Raw genomic sequence first — 18,415 nt, 5'->3', positions numbered from 1 at the left:
TGAGTTTGGTTAATTAGTTTACGAGCAATTCATATTTAATTCATTCCCTTCATCTGTTTTTATTAGGTTTATTAATTGAAATTGTATCTCCTTTTCTTATGAATGAGAAGTTAGTATGTAGTTTTATAGTGTTTAATATTTTTTCAATACTATCATTTTTAAAATTGCCATTGTATCTGAACTTCTCAAGTTCCATAAAATTATTAACGATTTTAACATTATAATGGCGTTCAAGAATTTTCTTAATAGTTTTAAATTGGTCATTTTGAAAAACTATACTGCCCTCTTTCCAAGCAATATATTTTTCAATATTTACATTTGTAATCGTTAAATCTTTTATTTTATGAGATGTTGAAGCTTTTTGTGATGGCGTAATAAGCGTGTATGTGTCTTCTTCTTTTATTTTAACCCCTACAGATCCTTCAACTAAAACAATTTCTGTCTTGTCGCTATCTGTGTAGCTAGACACGTTAAACTCTGTACCTAGAACCTTAGTGCTAGTTGTTTTAGAGTTTACGATAAATGAAGTGCTATTAATTTTAGACACCCTGAAGAAGCCTTCGCCTTCTAAGAAAACCTCTCTTGGTTGATCTTTTTTAAAAGCACCAGGAAATTTGAGTATAGAGCCGGAATTCAAGTGGACAGATGATCCATCTGATAAAATAACTTTAAATGTTTTTCCATAAGGAACAGTTAGTATATTTGAACATCGGAGATTTTGCTATTACTTGGTAAATACTTTAAAACCCCATTACTCACATCAGCAAGGGCATCACCATTTTTGGAGATTATGGTTTTATCTGTGTCTATACTGAAATATTCAGTATCACCATTCATAATTTGCAAGGAAATCTCATTTTTGAAATCCACAAATGGAGTTGTATCGTGTTGTTTATTTAGATAGTACTGTGAAGCTAAAAACACACCTATAAGAACCGCTGCATATTTTATGTAAGGAAGGAGATTTTGGAACTTTCTTGATTTGACATCCAGATGATGAATCTGCTCTAAAAACTCATTAAAATCAGTTTGTTGATCAATAGTGTTATTATATGCTATATCAATAAGTTGTTGGGCTTTTACAAACTCCTTAAATATTCTCTGGTTTTTTTCTGAATTAACCCAATTAAGGAGTTGCTCTTCTTCGAGAGGTGTTGCTTCATTCGCCAAATATTTGACAATGATTTTTTTGGCATTAAATTTCTTCATATTTAACGTAAACAGGATTATGCTTACATAGAAGACGGGAATATTTTAAAATACCCTCACTTTTATTAATAAAATTTTAACTATTTGACATCAATGATGCAAAAAACATGGTAATTAGTGAAGGAAATAGAATAATATACATGAATTTATATTATTCTTTAAGCTCTTTCTGAGTTGTTTTAGCGCTTTAGTCATGTGCCTTTCTACAGTTTTAATTGAGATATTTAGTTCCTCGGAAATTTCAGAATATTTAAGACCATCTTTTTTTGCCAATAAAAAAACATTTTTACATTTCTCTGGCAGTTTATTGACTTCAGAAATGACAAGAGCAATATTTTTATCTAGTTCATCATCAGAAATTTCTATTAGTTCATTTATAGCCTCATATTTTAATTGCTCAATAAGATGACCGTCTTTTTTGTTTTTTCTCTGAAGGTCTTGATACAGATTATAGCCAATTTTAAGAATGTATTTTTTTAAGGAATACTTTATAGATAATGAATCTTTCTTTTTCCATACCTTAATAAATGCTTGTTGAGACAAATCTTTTGATATGTCTTTACTGCCACATAGGGTGTTGAGGTAGGTGCAGAGTTCAAAATAGTATAGTTTATATAGGCGTTTGTAGGCAAGTTCGTCTCCCTTTTTTAAACCTTCTATAACTTTCTTTTGCACTTATTAAAAGTCTTGACTTTATTTAGAAATCATGATTACTCCATTTCTGCTTTTATAAATACGAATCTTTAGATATAATTTGACACAACAAAAAATCCTAATTTTCATTTCTGAACAATTCTATAATTCAATTTTAGTTTGGCAATGAAATAGATGATTAATTCACTATATTAGGTGTATAATTTATTTGTAATCAGTAGTTCCTGTCATTACATATAGCAACCAAATATAGTATGTCATTGGAACTATTACACTCAATTGCATAATTTCTAAATAAATAATAGGAGCATAAAAACGCCCCCAGTCAATAGTTATTATTGACAGTTAGTATTTGGGGTGTTTAATTGCAATTACAGGAGCTATTCTGCCTTTTAAAGACTACCATTATGGCAAAAATTATATCCGTAAGATTTCTTGAAGTTCCAGAAAAAATAAACGTAGGAGATAACGATACAGATGTTACGGTGGTGACCACCATAGAATTTCATGAATTGGATATTCTTGGGAAAATAGAATACTGTCTGCATCTGTTTGTTTATGATGTGCATGGAAATATTGACCCCCTATTAATTGTGTCCAATTGGGATGAAAGCTCCATTGTATCTATCGAAACATCCTTAGACCGACGAGATGATTATTTAGGAAAGGCCTCCGTTATTTTTAAAGCGGATAAAGAGCTATTAACCATTAAAACGCCAATGGCTTTAAAGCTAGGTTCAATTGATAGTAGGTCTACCTATTATACGCGCAGGTTGGAAGTGTTTGCTACGGCGACACCCGCATTCGGTCGGATTTCAAAATGGTCAGAACCCTATGATACGCAATTTCGTTATTAAGACCTTTACAATAGCAGCGCGAAATGTTACTGAAGTTCTTTTGTGGATATAACACAAAAAAAGCTCTAATGTTAATTAGAGCTTTTTCAAATTAATTGGTACTTAAATATCTTCAAGTACCTATATATATTATGCTGATACAGCTACCTTATTTTTTTTGTAATCACTTGGTGTGCAATCATAACGTTCTTTAAATATTTTTGAGAAATAGCTTCTGCTGGTAAACCCAACACTGTAAACAATTTCTGAAATGTTTAAATCTGTATTGATGATGAGCTCCTCTGATTTTGTCAATCGCACGGATCGAATATATTCGCAAATGGTTAACCCGTGTTGAAACTTAAAGCCTTCTTGCAATTTAGCGGCTGATAAGCCAACTCGATCACTTAAATTTTCAACCTTATGGTCTAAATCAGGGTACTCATTAATATATTCAGTTAGTTTTGAAATTAACCCAATCTCTACTCTGTTTAAAGACGTTGGTTCCATTTCTAAATTCTGAACATCCTTATTATGATGGTCAATTTCAAGCGCTAAGATGACGTTTACAATCCCTTTGGTCAGCAATTGACGCACTAATCCGTCTTGCTTGATACATTGGAGCTGTTTAATGTTTTCGGCTATTTTAAGGTTGTAAGAACCCACGTAAAAATAGTCTTCTGTTTTATTAGAAATAAAAGCCTCTCTTAAACTGCTGCTCCATTGAGAACTCTTGTTTTCTTCATGAGACGTATTGACAGTAATGAGAGTAGCAACGGTTTCAATATCTTTTTCTAAAAGAATGATATTTTGTCCAGATATTATATTGGCCACAATGCTGGTCTGAAAAGCATCGATGGTGTTAGTTGGACTTTCTCGGTCGAAAGAATGAGTCAGTTTTCCTTTTGAGCAATACATAAAATTGACGTGTCCTTTTAAAAGGGCATCAATGGTGATCTGAATATTCTGGTATGCTGTGAGATTAAACTCCAAGACGGCCAATCCATCTTCTAGAGCGATCGAGCGAATACTGCCTCGGGCTATATCATTATCAATTTCAAGCTTGTACTCAGTGGTGTTTTGGGCTAAGGTGCCACCAATTTCACTTTTGAGCGTTTCGAAAAAGGAATTAAAATCGTTAACTTTAGATGCAATTGTTATCATGGCGTGTATGGTTTTTGGTAAATTATAGAAATGTTAATGGGTCAAATTTTAAATTTGAGGCTTCGCTGTGGCTAAAACCCTAATTCTAGCATTTGAGGCATTGGAAACATTTTTTGGCAGCACCCGCGCTACTCTGGCGTATTGTTTAAGTTGTGGGTCTTGGTTAGTCTTCATAAGTGTTTATATAATGTAAATTTCTAATATTGATTTTTTAGCTATTGGGTCTTTTCGCAATTGTACGATTCATTATTACTCCTTTTTATTCATTCCTATAAGTCCTACTAAAACAGCCAAAAGCAATAAAAGATGAATTGAAGGTTTTAAAGCATATACAAAATAGCTTAGTGCCCATATAACTATCATGAGAACGGAAACAGTGTAAAAGAACGTTTTCATTTTAAAATCCTCGTGCATTTATTGTTGCTTATCGGGTACCCTACAAAGATGCTTCAATAGTACACCTTGTCCTTTACAGTATTTTCAGAATTGGTTATAGAATTCCCATAAACCCATAAAAAAACCACCCTATACGTTACAAATGGGGTGGTTTCTAAAGATTGTGTATGTGAAATTAACTCAGTGGAAGATAAATCGTGAAAATTGAACCGTTGTTAATATCGCCTTCTGCGGTAATATAACCATTGTGATTTTCAACAATTTTTTTACAAATTGAAAGACCGATGCCAGTTCCAGAATATTCGTTTTTGTTGTGGAGTCTGTTAAATAGAATAAAAATCTTCTCTGCGTAATCTTGGTCAAAACCAATACCATTATCTTTTACAGTAATGGTATGGTAGAGGTTGTGTTTAGAATATTTAATCTTTGGTAAATCACTGGCCTTGGTTTGAGAATAGGTAATGGTAATGACAGGAGCTGTAAGTTCTCGACTGTATTTTAACGAGTTACTCATCAGATTTAAGAACAATTGCTTTATTTGAAAAGGAATGACCTTCATTGAGGGTATAAAATCCGATGAAATCCTGGCTCTTTTGTCAGAGATGATTTCGACAAGATCGTGCTTGGCCGTTTCTAATAAGATGTTGATGTTGGAATCTTCTAAGGCTTCTTCTGATCTGTTTGTTCTAGAAAATTGAAGCAAATCATCTATTAAGGAGCGCATCCTTGTTGAAGATGATTTTATACGCTCTATATATACTTTGCCATTATTAGATAAATGGTCCTGTTCTTTCTCTTCAAGTCGTGATAAAAAAGTTTGAATCTTTCGTAAAGGTTCTTGTAGATCGTGACTGGCAACATAGTTAAATGATGACAATTCCTTATTGCTCCGTTCCAACTCAAGGTTTCTCTTTTCAATTAATCGGTAATTTTCAATCTCATCTGTAATATCAGCCGTGGTTCCTAATATCTTTTTATGGCCATCTGAATCGATTAAAAGTTTGCCATAGGCTTTAAAGTGTTTAATGCTCCCGTTTTTTTGAATGATTCTATAATGGATAAACGGCAAATCTTCATTTTCCATCATTTTGTTGACTTGTTCTGTTAGTTTATCCACATCGTCAGGATGGACAAAATCCATGTAATTGGCCAGATTGGCTTCAAATGACTGTGGTTCCTCGCCGAGTAATCGGTATAGATTGTCAGAATACTCAAATGTATTCTCTTCTATATGCCAAATCCAATTGCCATGTTTGCTGATAATTTCAGATTGCGTAGTGGATTTTTTAAAGGTTTCCAAGAGTTCATTCTTTTCTTTTAAAACTTTTAAGTTCTTACTATTTTGAAGGTAGGTCAATAATAAAATTAGAAGAGATAAGATGAGCACATAATACAGCAACATGGGTGTGTTGGAAATATTTTTTGAACTTTTTTCTTTTGAAGTGCCAAGCACATCACTTTCATGTGTAGTCATTTCAATGATTTTGAAACGTACACTGTTCATAGTTTGTCTTCCCTCTCTAAAACCTGCAATAAACTCGGGAGAATTTAGATTATCAGTTGCGGCAAGATCAAGCGTCTTTTTGAAAATATCCAAACTCTTAACAATTTTGGCTTTTAATTCAGCAATATTCTTTTGTTGTTCAGGGTTGTCCTTAGTGAGAAACTTTAAGTGTTCCATATTCTTGTCCAACTCCAAACTGCTCAATAACAGCGGTTCCAAAAAGGTAGAATCTCTCGAAATAATAAATCCTCTTTTTCCGCTTTCGGCATCTTTAAGAGCTGATAATAATTTTTCTAATTCAAGATGTACTTCGTAATTGTGTTGGACATCAGCCGTAGACCGAGAAAGTTGTCTTATGTGTTTATAGGCGATACCTCCCATGACTAATACCATAAATAGGCTAAAACCAAAGATGATTTTCAGGAAGCGTTCAGAATAGTAAATTGATTTAAAAGGCATCATTATAAACGTAATAAAAAATTGTCTTTGTCCAATCCGTTAGTGTGATATTGCCAATTTATGGTGACCACATCTGATAGGATCTTTTTAAGGATTTTGAAATCGCTAGGTTTTTTGATATAAATATTGGCACCCTGTACAAAGGTGTTTTCTATATCTTCTTCTGATGCTGAAGTAGAGTATATGGCAATGGCAATGTCTTTAAATCTGTTGTTGCTTTTAATTTCAATTAAACATTCCAATCCTGATTTTTTTGGCATATTCAAATCCAAAAAAAGAATATTGGGCAAAACCGAATCGGGAACATTTAAAGCGTCCATAAGCGCCACCCCATCTTTATAGATGTCTACTCTGGTCTGTATTTTGAGCTCTTCAAAAGCCTCTACAAAAAACAGTCGGTCATCTTCATCATCATCGGCCAATACAACATAGGTGTAATCTTCTTGCATTTTCTTACTTTTTAGTCTTTATTGTTTTTTAATTCTCTCCTTTTTGCAATAATGCGCTGAAAGGCGGTAGGGGTAATGCCTGTGGTGTTTTTAAATTGTGTGCTTAAGTGCGCTACACTAGAGTATTGCAATCGAAACGCAATCTCTGTTAATGATAAACCTGTATTTGTTATAAGTGATTTAGCGTACTCTATACGTTGTAAGATGATAAAGTTTTCAATTGAGGTGTAGGTAACCTCAGAAAATAGATTTGACAAATAGCCATAGCTGTGCCCCAATTTGTCCGACAGATACACGGAGCTTTTTACGTTAATAGCGTCATTGGTGTTAAATACCATATCAATTAAAGTGTCTTTTATTTTCTGCACTAAAATAACCTTCTGATTCTCTATTTTTTCAATGCCATAGGTGTCAAGGATAGCGTCAAATGCCTTCAACTTATCTGGCGGAACAGGTTCTAAAAATTCAATTTCCCCAAAATTTAACATCCTGTATTTAATGTTAAGTTCATCCAATTTCTCGTCGAGTATTGTCGAACAGAATTGCGTAAAATCGAATTTAATAAAGATTTTCATAGTGTAATTAAATGATGACTAATGTATATAATTATTTCAATAGGGTTAAAATGGTCAATGTATAGCGTTATTGGGTAATTGTCTGGCCTTATAAATACAAACCTATATTTTCTTGCTTTTACATCCTAATTTGTCAGACAGGAATGTAAATGTCAAATACGGAGCCTTCGTTTAAATTTCCGTTTGCTACAATATGTCCTTCGTGATTTTCTAAAATCCGCTTTACTATAGCAAGTCCGATGCCCGTTCCTGTATAGTCGTCCTTACTGTGAAGGCGCTGAAATACTTCAAATATTTTTTCATTGTATTGTGGTTCAAAGCCAATCCCATTATCTGTAAATTTTATGTGGCAATAGCGTTTGTTTTTAGATAATGAGGGCATGCCGGTTGATTGTCCATCTACTTCATCACAATTAATTTCGATCACTAGCGGATGGTCTGTCTTAGCAAATTTTATGGAGTTGCTTATCAAGTTGTGAAATACTTGTTTAAACTGTACAGGGATAATATTAACCTCGCAAATATTATGTAGGTTTAAGGTCACCTCATTCTGTTCCAACTCCTCACTCAGGGTTTCCTTAATATCATCAATAACTTCTAACAGGTCTACATTTTCAAATTTTGATTCCTGAATAGTGGTCCTAGAGTAAGCAATTAAATCTTGAATTAAATTTTGCATCCTATGTGCTGAATTCTGCATGCGCGAAAAATGTCTCTTGGCATTGTCCGATAAATGATTGTACTCCGTTTCTAAAATACGCGATGAGAACGTTTGTATTTTACGTAAAGGTTCCTGCAAATCATGACTTGAGATATATACAAAGGATTGCAATTCCTTATTCATTTTCTCTAAGTCTATATTTTTTTGTTGCAACTCGCTTGTTCGCAGTTGTACTTTATTCTCTAACTCCGTAGTAAACATTTTTTGTTCTTGAATGTCGGTACTGCTGCCTACCCACATTTTTATAGTGCCGTCTTTGTCTCTTTGTGGAATGGCCAGACTTAATTGCCAACGATACTCACCGTCATGTTTACGAAAACGGTGTTCAATCAAGAAATCATTGCCTGAATTGATGGCTTCCGTCCACTGCTTAAGGTTTTCTTCACGTTCATCCGGATGCACTATTTGTATCCATCCGTCTGCATTAATTTGATCCAGAGTCAATCCTGAATAATCAAAAACAGATTGGTTAAAATAATTCATATTACCTTGGGGGTCAGAGGTCCATACGTGTTGTGGCATAGAGTCTGCCAAGAGTCTAAATTTTTCTTCCCGCTCCAATAATTGCTGTTGAAAAGTCCGCTCTTCCGTAATATCCCTCACAGTTCCTAGCATGCGTTCTGGTTTGTTGTTATCGTCATAATAGACTTTGCCCTTTGCGTCTATCCAATGTATGGTTTGATCGGTATGGATAACTCTAGACTGGTAATGAAGGGTGCCATTGATAAATGCGCGTTTAAATTCTCTTTTCCGAGTAGGAAAATCTTCTGGATGAATATTGGCAACGAGGTCGTGATGGGATAATTCTCTTTGATCAGGAAATCCTAAAATTTGGTAACAGCGATCAGAAGCGTGAATTTCTCCCGTTTTTAAATCGACATCAAAAATACCCAAATCACTAGCTTCTATAATAAGCTCTAACTTCTCTTCGTTTTCTTCAATACTATTTTTAGCCTGTACAGTAGCGGTAACATCAGTGGTAACCACCATAATACCGGTAATAATATTGTTTTCTTTTAAGGGATGGTATACAAAATTGAAATACCCTGTTTCAGATTTATTATTAAGGTTTAAGTTAATTGGAAATTCGTAACCGTAAAAAGCATTACCAGTTTCATAAACGTCTGAAATTATTGAAACCATAGTATCTTTGACCTCAGGTAATGCTTCAAAAAGAGGCTTGCCTACAAATTGACTTCTTGTCTGATTTATAAGCTGCAGATAATTTTCGTTTGCCATTTCAATCCTATTCTCAGACCCTCTAAAAATAACAATACCAAGTGGGGCCTGCATGACAGAATCGCGGAACTTTTTTTCGCTATCCTCTACTTGCTGTTTGGCCTCATGAAGCTCAGTGACATCCGCGGCGGTGTTCATTACGGAGTGTACATTGCCATCACTGTCCAATAAAGGGGTAAAGCTATAATTAAAATAAAAAGTACTTATATGGTCATTATTAAAAAGATCGATCCTTTGGTTTTTTGCATGAAACGGAATACCAGTATGAAGCACGGTTCTAATTTGATCAAATACGGATTGATTTCCTAATTCTGGCAATATCTCAGTATATAATTTGCCTACCACATCATTTCCTTTTCCCCAAGCCGTCATCATAGTTTGATTGGCAAGAGATATTCTCATTTCTTCTCCCACATAGACTGCAATTGGAAAAGGAGCGCTCTCTACTAAAGCGCGCATATGTTGCTCACTTTCTTCTATTTTTTTTCTCGCCTCAACTTGTGGTGTGACATCAATGCCAACTGCCATGACGCCGTTAATAGAGCCTTCAGCGTCATAAAGCGCTTCAAATGAAAAGTTGAGATATAGTATTACGGGTTCTCCGTTTGCTGAGAACTTTACCGGCATTTCAGGTGTAGCAAACCGTTTTCCTGTTTTGGCTACATCGTCTACATATCCTTTTATTCCTTGCGATACCAGTTCAGGAAGGGCTTCAAACAAAGGGATGTTCAATACCTGTTGTTCTGTTCTTCCCCAAATTTGGAGGGCCAATTTGTTGGCAATTTCCACGCGGTAGTCGGCACCCCTCATAATGGCTATAGCTACGGGAGCCTGGAGCACCATCAGTCGAAGGTTTCGTTCACTTTCTTCTATCTTTTTTCTGGACAATACCCTTTCGGTAACGTCTTCTAATGTGCCCGTTAATCTGTAAGCTTCATTATTTTCATTAAACCATGCGCGGCCTTTGGCGTGAACAATAATTGGTTTCTCTGAAATAGGATTTTCTATGGTATATTCTATATCGTAGCTGTTCTCAGAAGCGTATTGCAATACCCTGTTAATAGCCCTAAGAACTCGCTCCTTATCGTCTTTTACTATGACATCAATGGCGTGGCTAAGTTGCATATGTTCCTGTAAAGGTAGGCCAAACCATTTTTTAAGTCGCGCATTGCAAGAGAACATATTATTTAAGGGGTTGTAATCAAAGGTGCCTAATTGCGTGTTTTCTATGACAAACTCCATTTCATTTTTGCTTTCTATTAAAGCAAGTTCATCTTTCTTTTTAGTAGTGGTTTCTATAAGTGTAATTAAGACGCCGCCAACCTCTCCAGAAGCCAATCTAATAGGACTATAAGCAAAATCAAAATAACAGGTTTCCACACTTCCATTACGGTTAAGAGGTAACATAAAATCTGAAAAACCAACAGCTTGTCCATTCATCGCTTCTTCTATTAAGGGGCCGGTAATGTGCCAGATTTCAGAAAAGGTGTCTTGAGCGCTTGCTCCTAAAGCATGTGGATGTTTGCTGCATAAAATTGGAAGATAGGCGTCATTGTAGAACTGAGCGTAGTCTTTGCCCCAAACTATAGAACAGCCAAAAAAAGGGTTATCCAGCATTACCTTAACCATGGTTTGTAGAGGCTGTGGCCAATTTTTAGGGTCGCCTAATGGCGTTTTGCCCCAATCTTTGGCTCTCATGAGTTTGCCCATTTTGCCGCCGCCTTCTAAAAAAATAGGTGTGGTTTTGTTGATACCCATGTATTAACTAAGGTTGAATAATAAAATGTTCTCTTGAACAAGTAGGTGTTACATTGGCATTGAATAATAATAATGCTTTTTCAATAACTGTTTTTATACTTGAAAATTCAGCCGGTTTTTGAATGTAATGAAGTGCGCCCATTTGATACAGTTCACTCACCACAGTATGGTCTAACGAAGTAGAATAGATAATAATTGGGATCTGGGATAGTTGATCTGAAGATTTGATCTCCGCCAGACATTCCATACCAGATTTTCGAGGCATATTAAGATCTAGAAAAATCAAATTTGGAAGGTCAGCATTTTCTGATGATAAAAAATTCATCAGCTCGACACCATTATGTACAATGGATAGGTTACACGCGTCAGATATTTCATCTGTTGCTTCCTTGAAAAAATCACAGTCATCTATATCATCATCAGCAAGTAACAAGTGTAGTTTTGGTTTTTCCATTTTATATTTCATATGCGTATTTCGATGCTATTTTATGAAATACCATGGAGGTATGTCTTTTTCCATAAAAAAAATGCAAGTTGTTAAAAATACATTTTTTTAGCAACTTGAATGTCTATTATTATTATTATTATTATCTCTTAAATTTTATTATTGACTTAATAGCTAATAGTTGGTGTTTTATAGAGATTTTGGTTCATTATTTGATAAGGTAGCATTTTCAGCATAGGCAATAGGAGTAAGTTTTAAGCTGGCATAAATATAAAACCCCCGCATTGATAATGCCGGGGATTTATTTTATAAGGTTGTTAATTTACAATTCTTAACCTTGAATATCTTCTAAAGTTTTTACACGATTTAATGTACCTTGTATGTCTCTTAATTGAGATTGTAATAGATTATTTACGTTAGGTGCTAGTGTATATTTTTTCATCACATCTTCATATTCATCAACACTTGCCTTTTCACCACGTATCACTTCTTCAAGAACTGCTTCATCATCATTACCTGCAACTGAACTTTTAATATCAATCCATGCCCGGTGCAATGTTCCGGTAACACTGCCACTCTCTTTTGGTTTTGCTCCCAATTGACGTAATTCTTTATCTATAGCAGTAGCAAAATGACTGCGCTGAACGGCTTGCTCTTTTAAAAAGTTTTTTAATGCTGGAGTTTTAGCATCCTGCATGGCTTTTTTGTAGCCCTTTTCAGCATCGTAATTTTTTTCTATGATACCTTGTAAAACGTTAACGGTGTCTTTATGTGATTGTTCTCTAGCTTCTTCTATTGAGGTTTTCATAATATTTGTTTTTTAAAGTTGATTACTAAATTACAAATAATTAGCGCTAAAATTCTTAAAGAAATCTTATTTAGGACAGGATTAACTTTTACATTCAATTCTCTTAAAGAATGTTAATGAGGGCTTTAATCGTCACTAAAATGGGGTGGATTTTTAAGTGGTCGCACAATCATCGAAAGAATTTAGAGATTTTTTGGTGTCTCTAAAATAACAAAGCACTTCAAATTTCTTTAAAGTGCTTTGTTTTATATAATAAGGTGTTCTAATTTATTTTTCTGCGGCAGCGTATTTCTTGCCAAGTTGGGTTAACATTTCTTTACTCATCTTTTTGAGGTCAAATTTAGGACTCCAGTTCCAATCTGTTTGAGCCACACTATCATCTATAGATCTTGGCCATGTATCCGCAATATCCTGTCTGAAATCAGGTTTGTAAGTAATTTTGAAATCCTTTATATACTTCTGAATTTCATCAGCAATATCTTTAGGTGTAAAACTAATGGCAGCTAAGTTATAGGAGGAACGTATGGATAATTGCTCAGCCGGTGCCTCCATAATTTGAATGGTAGCATCAATAGCATCATCCATAAACATCATTGGTAATTCAGTATCTTCTGAAAGGAAACTTTCATACTGTCCATCCGTAATGGCCTTATGGTAGATTTCCACCGCATAATCTGTAGTACCACCGCCCGGCAAGGTTTTCCAACTGATGATTCCTGGATAGCGCATACTGCGTACATCCACACCATATTTATCAAAGTAATATTCGCACCAACGTTCGCCAACCTGTTTGGTAATTCCATATACCGTACTAGGTTCCATAATGGTGTGTTGTGGGGTATGGTCCTTTGGAGTTGTCGGACCGTACACTGCAATGCTTGATGGCCAGAATACCTTACTTATAAATTTTGCCTTGGCCAGGTTTAATACATGAAAAAGAGAACTCATATTCAAATCCCACGCTTTCATAGGATATTTCTCTCCAGTTGCGCTCAACATGGCAGCCATTAAATAAATGGTGTCTATGTTGTGCTTTTCAACACAAAGAAGGATCGAGCCATAATCTTGTGCATCAACAATTTCAAAAAGACCGGAATTGACAACCTCTAAATTGCTATAATTAATGTCAGAAGCAATCACGTTGTCATCACCATGTATACTACGTAGTTTATAGGTCAATTCTGAGCCAATTTGACCACATGCACCAATAATTAGAATCTTTTCCGTCATTGTTGTTCGATTTAAATGCAAAAATACAAAGTTTTTTTATGAAGGAAATGGAATTCCAGGGAATGAATTGGGTCAATGTTATAAGATGGTGATATTCAAAATCCTCTAAGAAGTGAACATTGGGTAAAATTTACACGAACAGATTCGCCAAATTGTGAAGTTTATACACTTTATCAGTCCGACTTCTGATTTCTAAAATGCACAAACTATTGATTATAAGGTAATTGATGTTTTTAGGTTTTTATAAAAAGGTCATGGCATGTTTATTTCTTATTAGACTAGTAGCAACACATAATAAATATCATTTAAACTTTAAAAAATAAAATATTATGAAAAAAGTAATTTTATCAGCAGCGATAGTATTAGGAGGATTGTCATCATTTGCAGCCCCTGCAATTACAGCCAATCAAATTGATGAACTTGTAATGACTGCCCAAGAAGAATATAAAGAGATCAAAGCAGAAGACCTTCCACAAGCCGTAAAAGATGCTTTAGCTGCCGATTTTCAAAATGCAACTTTAGACAAAGCTTACGTAAATGAGAAGTTCGAATATAAATTAGAACTTACTATTGAAGAATCAGCATCCACGGTATATGCTGATAAAGATGGAAACTGGATTGAGAAAGAATAAAGATCCATTCTTATAAAATAACATAGTAAATAAGTAATACACATATAATTAAAAATAAAATATTATGAAAAAAGTAATTTTATCAGCAGCGATAGTATTGGGAGGATTGTCATCATTTGCAGCCCCTGCAATTACAGCCAATCAAATTGATGAACTTGTAATGACTGCCCAAGAAGAATATAAAGAGATTAAAGCAGAAGAGCTTCCACAAGCAGTAAAAGATGTTTTAGCTGCCGATTTTCAGACCGCCACTCTAGATAAAGCTTACGTAAATGCTGAGCATGAATATAAGTTGGAAATTACAGTTGATGGAGCGGCATCAACAGTATATGCTGACAAAGATGGAAACTGGATCGAGAAAGAATAAGCTTCCACTTTAGAGCAGAAAAAGGACGTTTTTTTAAAACGTCCTTTTTTTATGTTTTTTTTAAAGGGTTTACTGAAATTAACTTGATATTTTTGTAAAAATGAGGAATCCATGAGTACCATTCTTTTGGTTGAAGATGATGTTAGCTTTTCTGAAATGTTAAAACGTTTTTTAGAACGTCACCACCATTCTGTTATCTTGTCTTATACACTCGAAGATGCGAAACTAAAGGTGAAGGATACTACTTTCGATTTGGTTTTTGCGGATCTCAGGCTTCCTGATGGCGATGGAATTGCACTATTAAATCATATTAAAAATAAAGATGTCTCCATTCCGGTGGTATTGATGACTGGGTACGCTGAGGTGTCCACCGCTGTAAAAGCCATGAAGGACGGCGCTTTTGATTATATTTCAAAACCATTCAATCCTGAAGAAGTGTTACAAGTGGTTAAAAACGCCCTTCAGAAACCTACTCCTGATGCCAAACCAGCTAAGCCAATAATGCCTATTTTTGCGGAGTCTTCTAAAGCGACTTCCAGTTTGGTTAAAGGGATTAGTGGCGCTAGCAAAGTGTTATATGACCACATTAATCTTGTGGCTCCCACAGATATGTCTGTGTTGATTTCTGGCGAAAGCGGTACAGGAAAAGAGGTAGTTGCCAAAGCCATTCATTTGAGCAGTTCAAGAAAACTTCAGCCTTTTATTGCCGTAGATTGTGGTGCCATTCCAAAAGAGATTGCGGCCAGTGAATTTTTCGGTCATAAAAAAGGATCTTTTACTGGGGCTATCAATGATAAAAAGGGCCACTTTGAAGCTGCTAATCATGGCACTCTGTTTTTGGATGAAGTTGGTAATTTAACCTATGAGAATCAAATCCAGCTGTTAAGAGCACTTCAAGAACGACGTATCAAACCCATTGGAAGCAATGAAGAGATTGAAGTAGATATAAGACTGTTGACCGCCACCAATGAAGATTTATTGAATGCTGTGGAACAAGGCGATTTTAGGGAAGATCTCTACCACCGATTAAATGAATTTTCAATTAAAGTGCCCAATTTACAGGAACGCCGCGATGATTTAATTCTATACGCCGAATTCTTTTTAGACAATGCCAATCAGCAATTGAACAAGTCTATTATCGGGTTTTCTTCTGAAGTACTTAAAATTTTCCAAAATTATTCTTGGCCTGGAAATTTACGTGAATTGTCTAACGTCATTAAGCGCGCCACCCTATTGACTAGCGGTGAGGTGATTCAACCGGAGGTACTGCCCCAAGAGTTGTCATCCCCTCATAAAGAAGCGGTCACACGCTCTTTTTCGACTAAGGATAATGAAAAGGAATTGATCGTAAAAGCGCTTCAAGAGGTCAATAATAACAAAACGAGGGCTGCAAAACTGCTTAATTTTTCACGAAAAACCCTTTACAACAAGCTTAAGGAGTATAATCTGGACTGATATAGTCTTCCATTGCCTTGCAAAATGGTTCGAGTTCTACATCTAAAGCCTGCAAAATTTCATTATCTACAACTTTGGTATGTTCTAATTTTGCCAAATGCGGCACTATGGTGTGTGCTCCTAATTGTTTGAACATTGTGAGCATTCTATGGCTCAAATCAGTTATGGTTGTTAGATCTTTTTGCGCTTGGGCCGTTTTCAATTCTGCCATGTGTTTTTTGGTGTCTTTCAAAAATATCTCTAGAAGTGATTTTAGTGCGTCTTCATCATAATTTAAAAAACCTGCTATAGAATTGGTGTCAAAATAGTCACAACTGTAGGATTTTATCTTTTTGCTTTCTTCTGGTTTGGTAATCCGCTCCGGAAATAGTTCACTTAATATGTCAAACCAAATATGTGATGAAAATGGCTTGAAAACAACTTTCGAAAAGCCACTTTCAATATAATTTTCTGTAGCAATATCCGTTCTACCGGTCATCGCAATAAGGGGTTGTTGCTTATAAAACGGCATTTTTTTCAAAGTTTCCAGAAAATGAAAACCGTTCATCTTGGGTAATTGGATGTCTGTGATAACCACATCAAATTTCAGATTTCCCATAGCAGCAAGTGCGGCTTTAGCGTCTTCAAAAGTATAAGTAGTAATGTTGTGTTGTCCTAAGACATCCGTAAGTAATTGACGTAACGAAGCATCATCATCTATAATAACCGCTTTTAGTTTAAAATGGGAAGTCTCTGAAACGGTAGGTGTCGTTTCTAATACCACGTCTGAAAGTTTTACGGGGAATGTAATGATAAATTTACTGCCGCGTCCAGGTGTGCTGTCCAAGGTCAATTTTCCTTTTAAGATTTGCACCAATTTTTTAGAAATGGCTAAGCCCAATCCAAAGCCGGAGTGTTTGGAATCTTTGGTTTGATCCACTTGGGTAAACGCGTTAAAAATATCTTCCTGTTTCTCTCGACTAATGCCGATACCCGTGTCTGAAACAGTAATGCTTACCGTATCTATATTGTTTTTGGAATGTAATTGGGTGCTTATTGTAATGCTGCCATGGTCTGTAAATTTATAGGCGTTTCCAATCAAATTATAAAGCACCTGCTTAATTCTGAAAGGGTCAGACACTAGGGTTCGGTCGAGTTCTGGAGCGTGTTTAATATAAAGTTCAATTGGTTTATCCGCATAAATAGCTTTAATATTAGAACTGGTCTCATCTACTATGGTACGAAGATTAAAAGGAATGCTTTCTACAGTAATATGGCCGTCTTCCAATTTGGAGAATTCTAAAAGGTCATCTACCAATTGGCTCATATAGCTTGACGCATTTTTAATATGGTCTAAATAATTGCCTTCTTTAGTGCCTTGTGCAGTTTTTTGAAGTAATTCACTATACCCAGAAATGGTACTCAAAGGCGATCTTAAATCATGACTGACCATATTGATCAATTGCTCCCTACTTTTTAATAACGAATTGGTATAGGCGTTCGATTTCTCCAATTTTTCACGGTATTGTTGACTCTTCCAAAAATCATTTAAAATGACGATAGAGAATATCACTACCAGAATAAAACTTACCAATGCCGCCAAATAAATGATTCCGGTACTTCTGTCCAAGGCTTTTTGGCGTTGCGCCATGATGCTTTGAGAAGAGGCTACCATTTCGCGTTCTAAGGTGCGCAGTAGGTTCCGTAGCTGGCGCGAAGTGATGAGGTCATTCTCAACCAATTCGCGCTCTTTCAACATTAAGGATTGTTTTTGTGACGCGGCATCTTTCTGAATTTTATTGAGCATGTTCCGCGAGATGGTCACAATGGAATCAATTTGCTTCTGATCGACTTTACTTACCGAATCTTTCGCCTTTAAATCATTGGAAAATTGAATAAACCCTTCAAGGACTTCTTTCGTTTTGGGGTCTATCGCTTTTGGGTTTTCCACATAATCCTCTAAAGTCAATTTGCCCAAAATGGGATCAATACTTTTCAGTTTATTGATGGTCTGTTCGATAGATTTTTCAGAACTGTTATTTTCCTTTAGGCGCCGTAATTCATTCAGATCACGTTGCTTCTTATCAAAAATGACCTTCACACTATCCAATAATGCTTTTTGATACTCATTGTTTACTAAATTGGTGAGTGTATCAATGGTAGACAGGAGACTGTCGTTTTGTAGGAGATAAGCGTTAAACTGCGTATCTGTATTGAGCTGTACCGCCGCCCTTGATAAACTTTCGTTTTCATAAATATCTGCCACCAATCCGCTTATTCTGATCAGCTTATCCCGGTCTTTTAAATCGTCAGTTTGTGATGCTGTAAAATTTCTCAGTTCTGAAACCACAAGCCATCCTGAAATTGCCGCTAAAATACCGAGCGCGATATAGCCAAAAAGGACCTTAAACGTTATTTTTCTATTGGATGCTTTCATGATTACCGTTGTAATGGCAAAGCAAGATAAAAAATGTGTGTGATTGGTACGATATCAAATATTTTTTATCTCAAAATAAAAATTGGTCAGAAGCACAG

The 18,415-nt window shown here is 35.4% G+C and carries 18 protein-coding genes; 4 read left to right on the top strand and 14 right to left on the bottom strand.

Annotation, left to right across the window (positions count from 1 at the left end):
- Positions 1 to 49: 49 nt before the first annotated feature.
- The 3 genes from JEM65_RS15895 to JEM65_RS15885 form a co-directional block, all read right to left on the bottom strand.
- Positions 50 to 700, bottom strand: a complete 651-nt coding sequence (locus tag JEM65_RS15895) for a FecR family protein (RefSeq protein WP_368856069.1) — start codon at positions 698 to 700, stop codon at positions 50 to 52.
- Complete coding sequence (locus JEM65_RS15890) at positions 694 to 1,209, bottom strand: hypothetical protein (protein ID WP_199601558.1); 516 nt, start codon at positions 1,207 to 1,209, stop codon at positions 694 to 696. The genes JEM65_RS15895 and JEM65_RS15890 overlap by 7 nt, the downstream gene beginning before the upstream one ends.
- A 114-nt stretch (positions 1,210 to 1,323) precedes the next feature.
- Positions 1,324 to 1,884, bottom strand: coding sequence for an RNA polymerase sigma factor (locus JEM65_RS15885; RefSeq protein WP_307810562.1), 561 nt, complete (start codon positions 1,882 to 1,884; stop codon positions 1,324 to 1,326).
- A gap of 386 nt (positions 1,885 to 2,270) precedes the next feature.
- On the opposite strand from JEM65_RS15885, the gene JEM65_RS15880 reads away from it, so the two are divergent.
- Positions 2,271 to 2,720 (top strand): hypothetical protein, encoded by a 450-nt coding sequence (locus JEM65_RS15880; RefSeq protein WP_199601556.1) that lies wholly within the window; start codon positions 2,271 to 2,273, stop codon positions 2,718 to 2,720.
- A 129-nt stretch (positions 2,721 to 2,849) separates the two neighbouring features.
- On the opposite strand, the gene JEM65_RS15875 is transcribed toward JEM65_RS15880, so the two are convergent.
- From JEM65_RS15875 to JEM65_RS15840, 10 genes are all read right to left on the bottom strand, one after another.
- Entirely contained in the window at positions 2,850 to 3,863 is a 1,014-nt protein-coding gene (locus JEM65_RS15875) for a helix-turn-helix transcriptional regulator (RefSeq protein WP_199601554.1), read from the bottom strand.
- 48 nt (positions 3,864 to 3,911) lie between these two features.
- Positions 3,912 to 4,037, bottom strand: coding sequence for a hypothetical protein (locus tag JEM65_RS22895; protein ID WP_262895254.1), 126 nt, complete (start codon positions 4,035 to 4,037; stop codon positions 3,912 to 3,914).
- A 75-nt stretch (positions 4,038 to 4,112) separates the two neighbouring features.
- Complete coding sequence (locus JEM65_RS23150; protein ID WP_368856068.1) at positions 4,113 to 4,259, bottom strand: DUF5670 family protein; 147 nt, start codon at positions 4,257 to 4,259, stop codon at positions 4,113 to 4,115.
- 175 nt (positions 4,260 to 4,434) lie between these two features.
- Entirely contained in the window at positions 4,435 to 6,225 is a 1,791-nt protein-coding gene (locus JEM65_RS15870) for a CHASE3 domain-containing protein (RefSeq protein ID WP_233530689.1), read from the bottom strand.
- A complete protein-coding gene (locus JEM65_RS15865; protein WP_199601553.1) occupies positions 6,225 to 6,671 on the bottom strand; it encodes a response regulator in 447 nt (148 codons plus the stop codon). The genes JEM65_RS15870 and JEM65_RS15865 overlap by 1 nt, the downstream gene beginning before the upstream one ends.
- An 11-nt stretch (positions 6,672 to 6,682) precedes the next feature.
- Positions 6,683 to 7,246, bottom strand: a complete 564-nt coding sequence (locus JEM65_RS15860) for a helix-turn-helix domain-containing protein (protein WP_199601552.1) — start codon at positions 7,244 to 7,246, stop codon at positions 6,683 to 6,685.
- A 133-nt stretch (positions 7,247 to 7,379) separates the two neighbouring features.
- Positions 7,380 to 10,964 carry a PAS domain-containing protein gene (locus JEM65_RS15855; protein ID WP_199601551.1) on the bottom strand — a complete coding sequence of 1,195 codons (3,585 nt, stop codon included), beginning with the start codon at positions 10,962 to 10,964 and terminating at the stop codon, positions 7,380 to 7,382.
- A gap of 7 nt (positions 10,965 to 10,971) precedes the next feature.
- Complete coding sequence (locus JEM65_RS15850) at positions 10,972 to 11,430, bottom strand: response regulator (protein ID WP_233530688.1); 459 nt, start codon at positions 11,428 to 11,430, stop codon at positions 10,972 to 10,974.
- Between the two features lie 310 nt (positions 11,431 to 11,740).
- Complete coding sequence (locus tag JEM65_RS15845; protein ID WP_199601541.1) at positions 11,741 to 12,217, bottom strand: ferritin-like domain-containing protein; 477 nt, start codon at positions 12,215 to 12,217, stop codon at positions 11,741 to 11,743.
- Positions 12,218 to 12,484: 267 nt separating this feature from the next.
- Positions 12,485 to 13,447, bottom strand: coding sequence for an NAD-dependent epimerase/dehydratase family protein (locus JEM65_RS15840; protein ID WP_199601539.1), 963 nt, complete (start codon positions 13,445 to 13,447; stop codon positions 12,485 to 12,487).
- Between the two features lie 329 nt (positions 13,448 to 13,776).
- Here JEM65_RS15840 and JEM65_RS15835 point away from each other — a divergent pair, with 329 nt between their 5' ends.
- The 3 genes from JEM65_RS15835 to JEM65_RS15825 all read left to right on the top strand — a co-directional run bounded on the left by JEM65_RS15835 (position 13,777) and on the right by JEM65_RS15825 (position 15,901).
- The gene (locus JEM65_RS15835) at positions 13,777 to 14,079 is read left to right on the top strand and encodes a hypothetical protein (RefSeq protein ID WP_199601537.1); all 303 of its coding nucleotides are present in this window, start codon (positions 13,777 to 13,779) and stop codon (positions 14,077 to 14,079) included.
- Between the two features lie 64 nt (positions 14,080 to 14,143).
- A complete protein-coding gene (locus JEM65_RS15830; RefSeq protein WP_199601535.1) occupies positions 14,144 to 14,446 on the top strand; it encodes a hypothetical protein in 303 nt (100 codons plus the stop codon).
- A 111-nt stretch (positions 14,447 to 14,557) separates the two neighbouring features.
- Positions 14,558 to 15,901 (top strand): sigma-54-dependent transcriptional regulator, encoded by a 1,344-nt coding sequence (locus JEM65_RS15825; RefSeq protein ID WP_199601533.1) that lies wholly within the window; start codon positions 14,558 to 14,560, stop codon positions 15,899 to 15,901.
- On the opposite strand, the gene JEM65_RS15820 is transcribed toward JEM65_RS15825, so the two are convergent.
- Entirely contained in the window at positions 15,879 to 18,317 is a 2,439-nt protein-coding gene (locus JEM65_RS15820) for a hybrid sensor histidine kinase/response regulator (protein ID WP_199601531.1), read from the bottom strand. The two genes, JEM65_RS15825 and JEM65_RS15820, sit on opposite strands and share 23 nt — an antisense overlap.
- Positions 18,318 to 18,415: the final 98 nt, after the last annotated feature.

Origin of the sequence: Gelidibacter salicanalis, assembly GCF_016469035.1 — a bacterium.
In the GTDB taxonomy this organism is placed as follows: domain Bacteria; phylum Bacteroidota; class Bacteroidia; order Flavobacteriales; family Flavobacteriaceae; genus Gelidibacter; species Gelidibacter salicanalis_A.
This window is presented reverse-complemented; position numbering and strand designations above follow the sequence as displayed.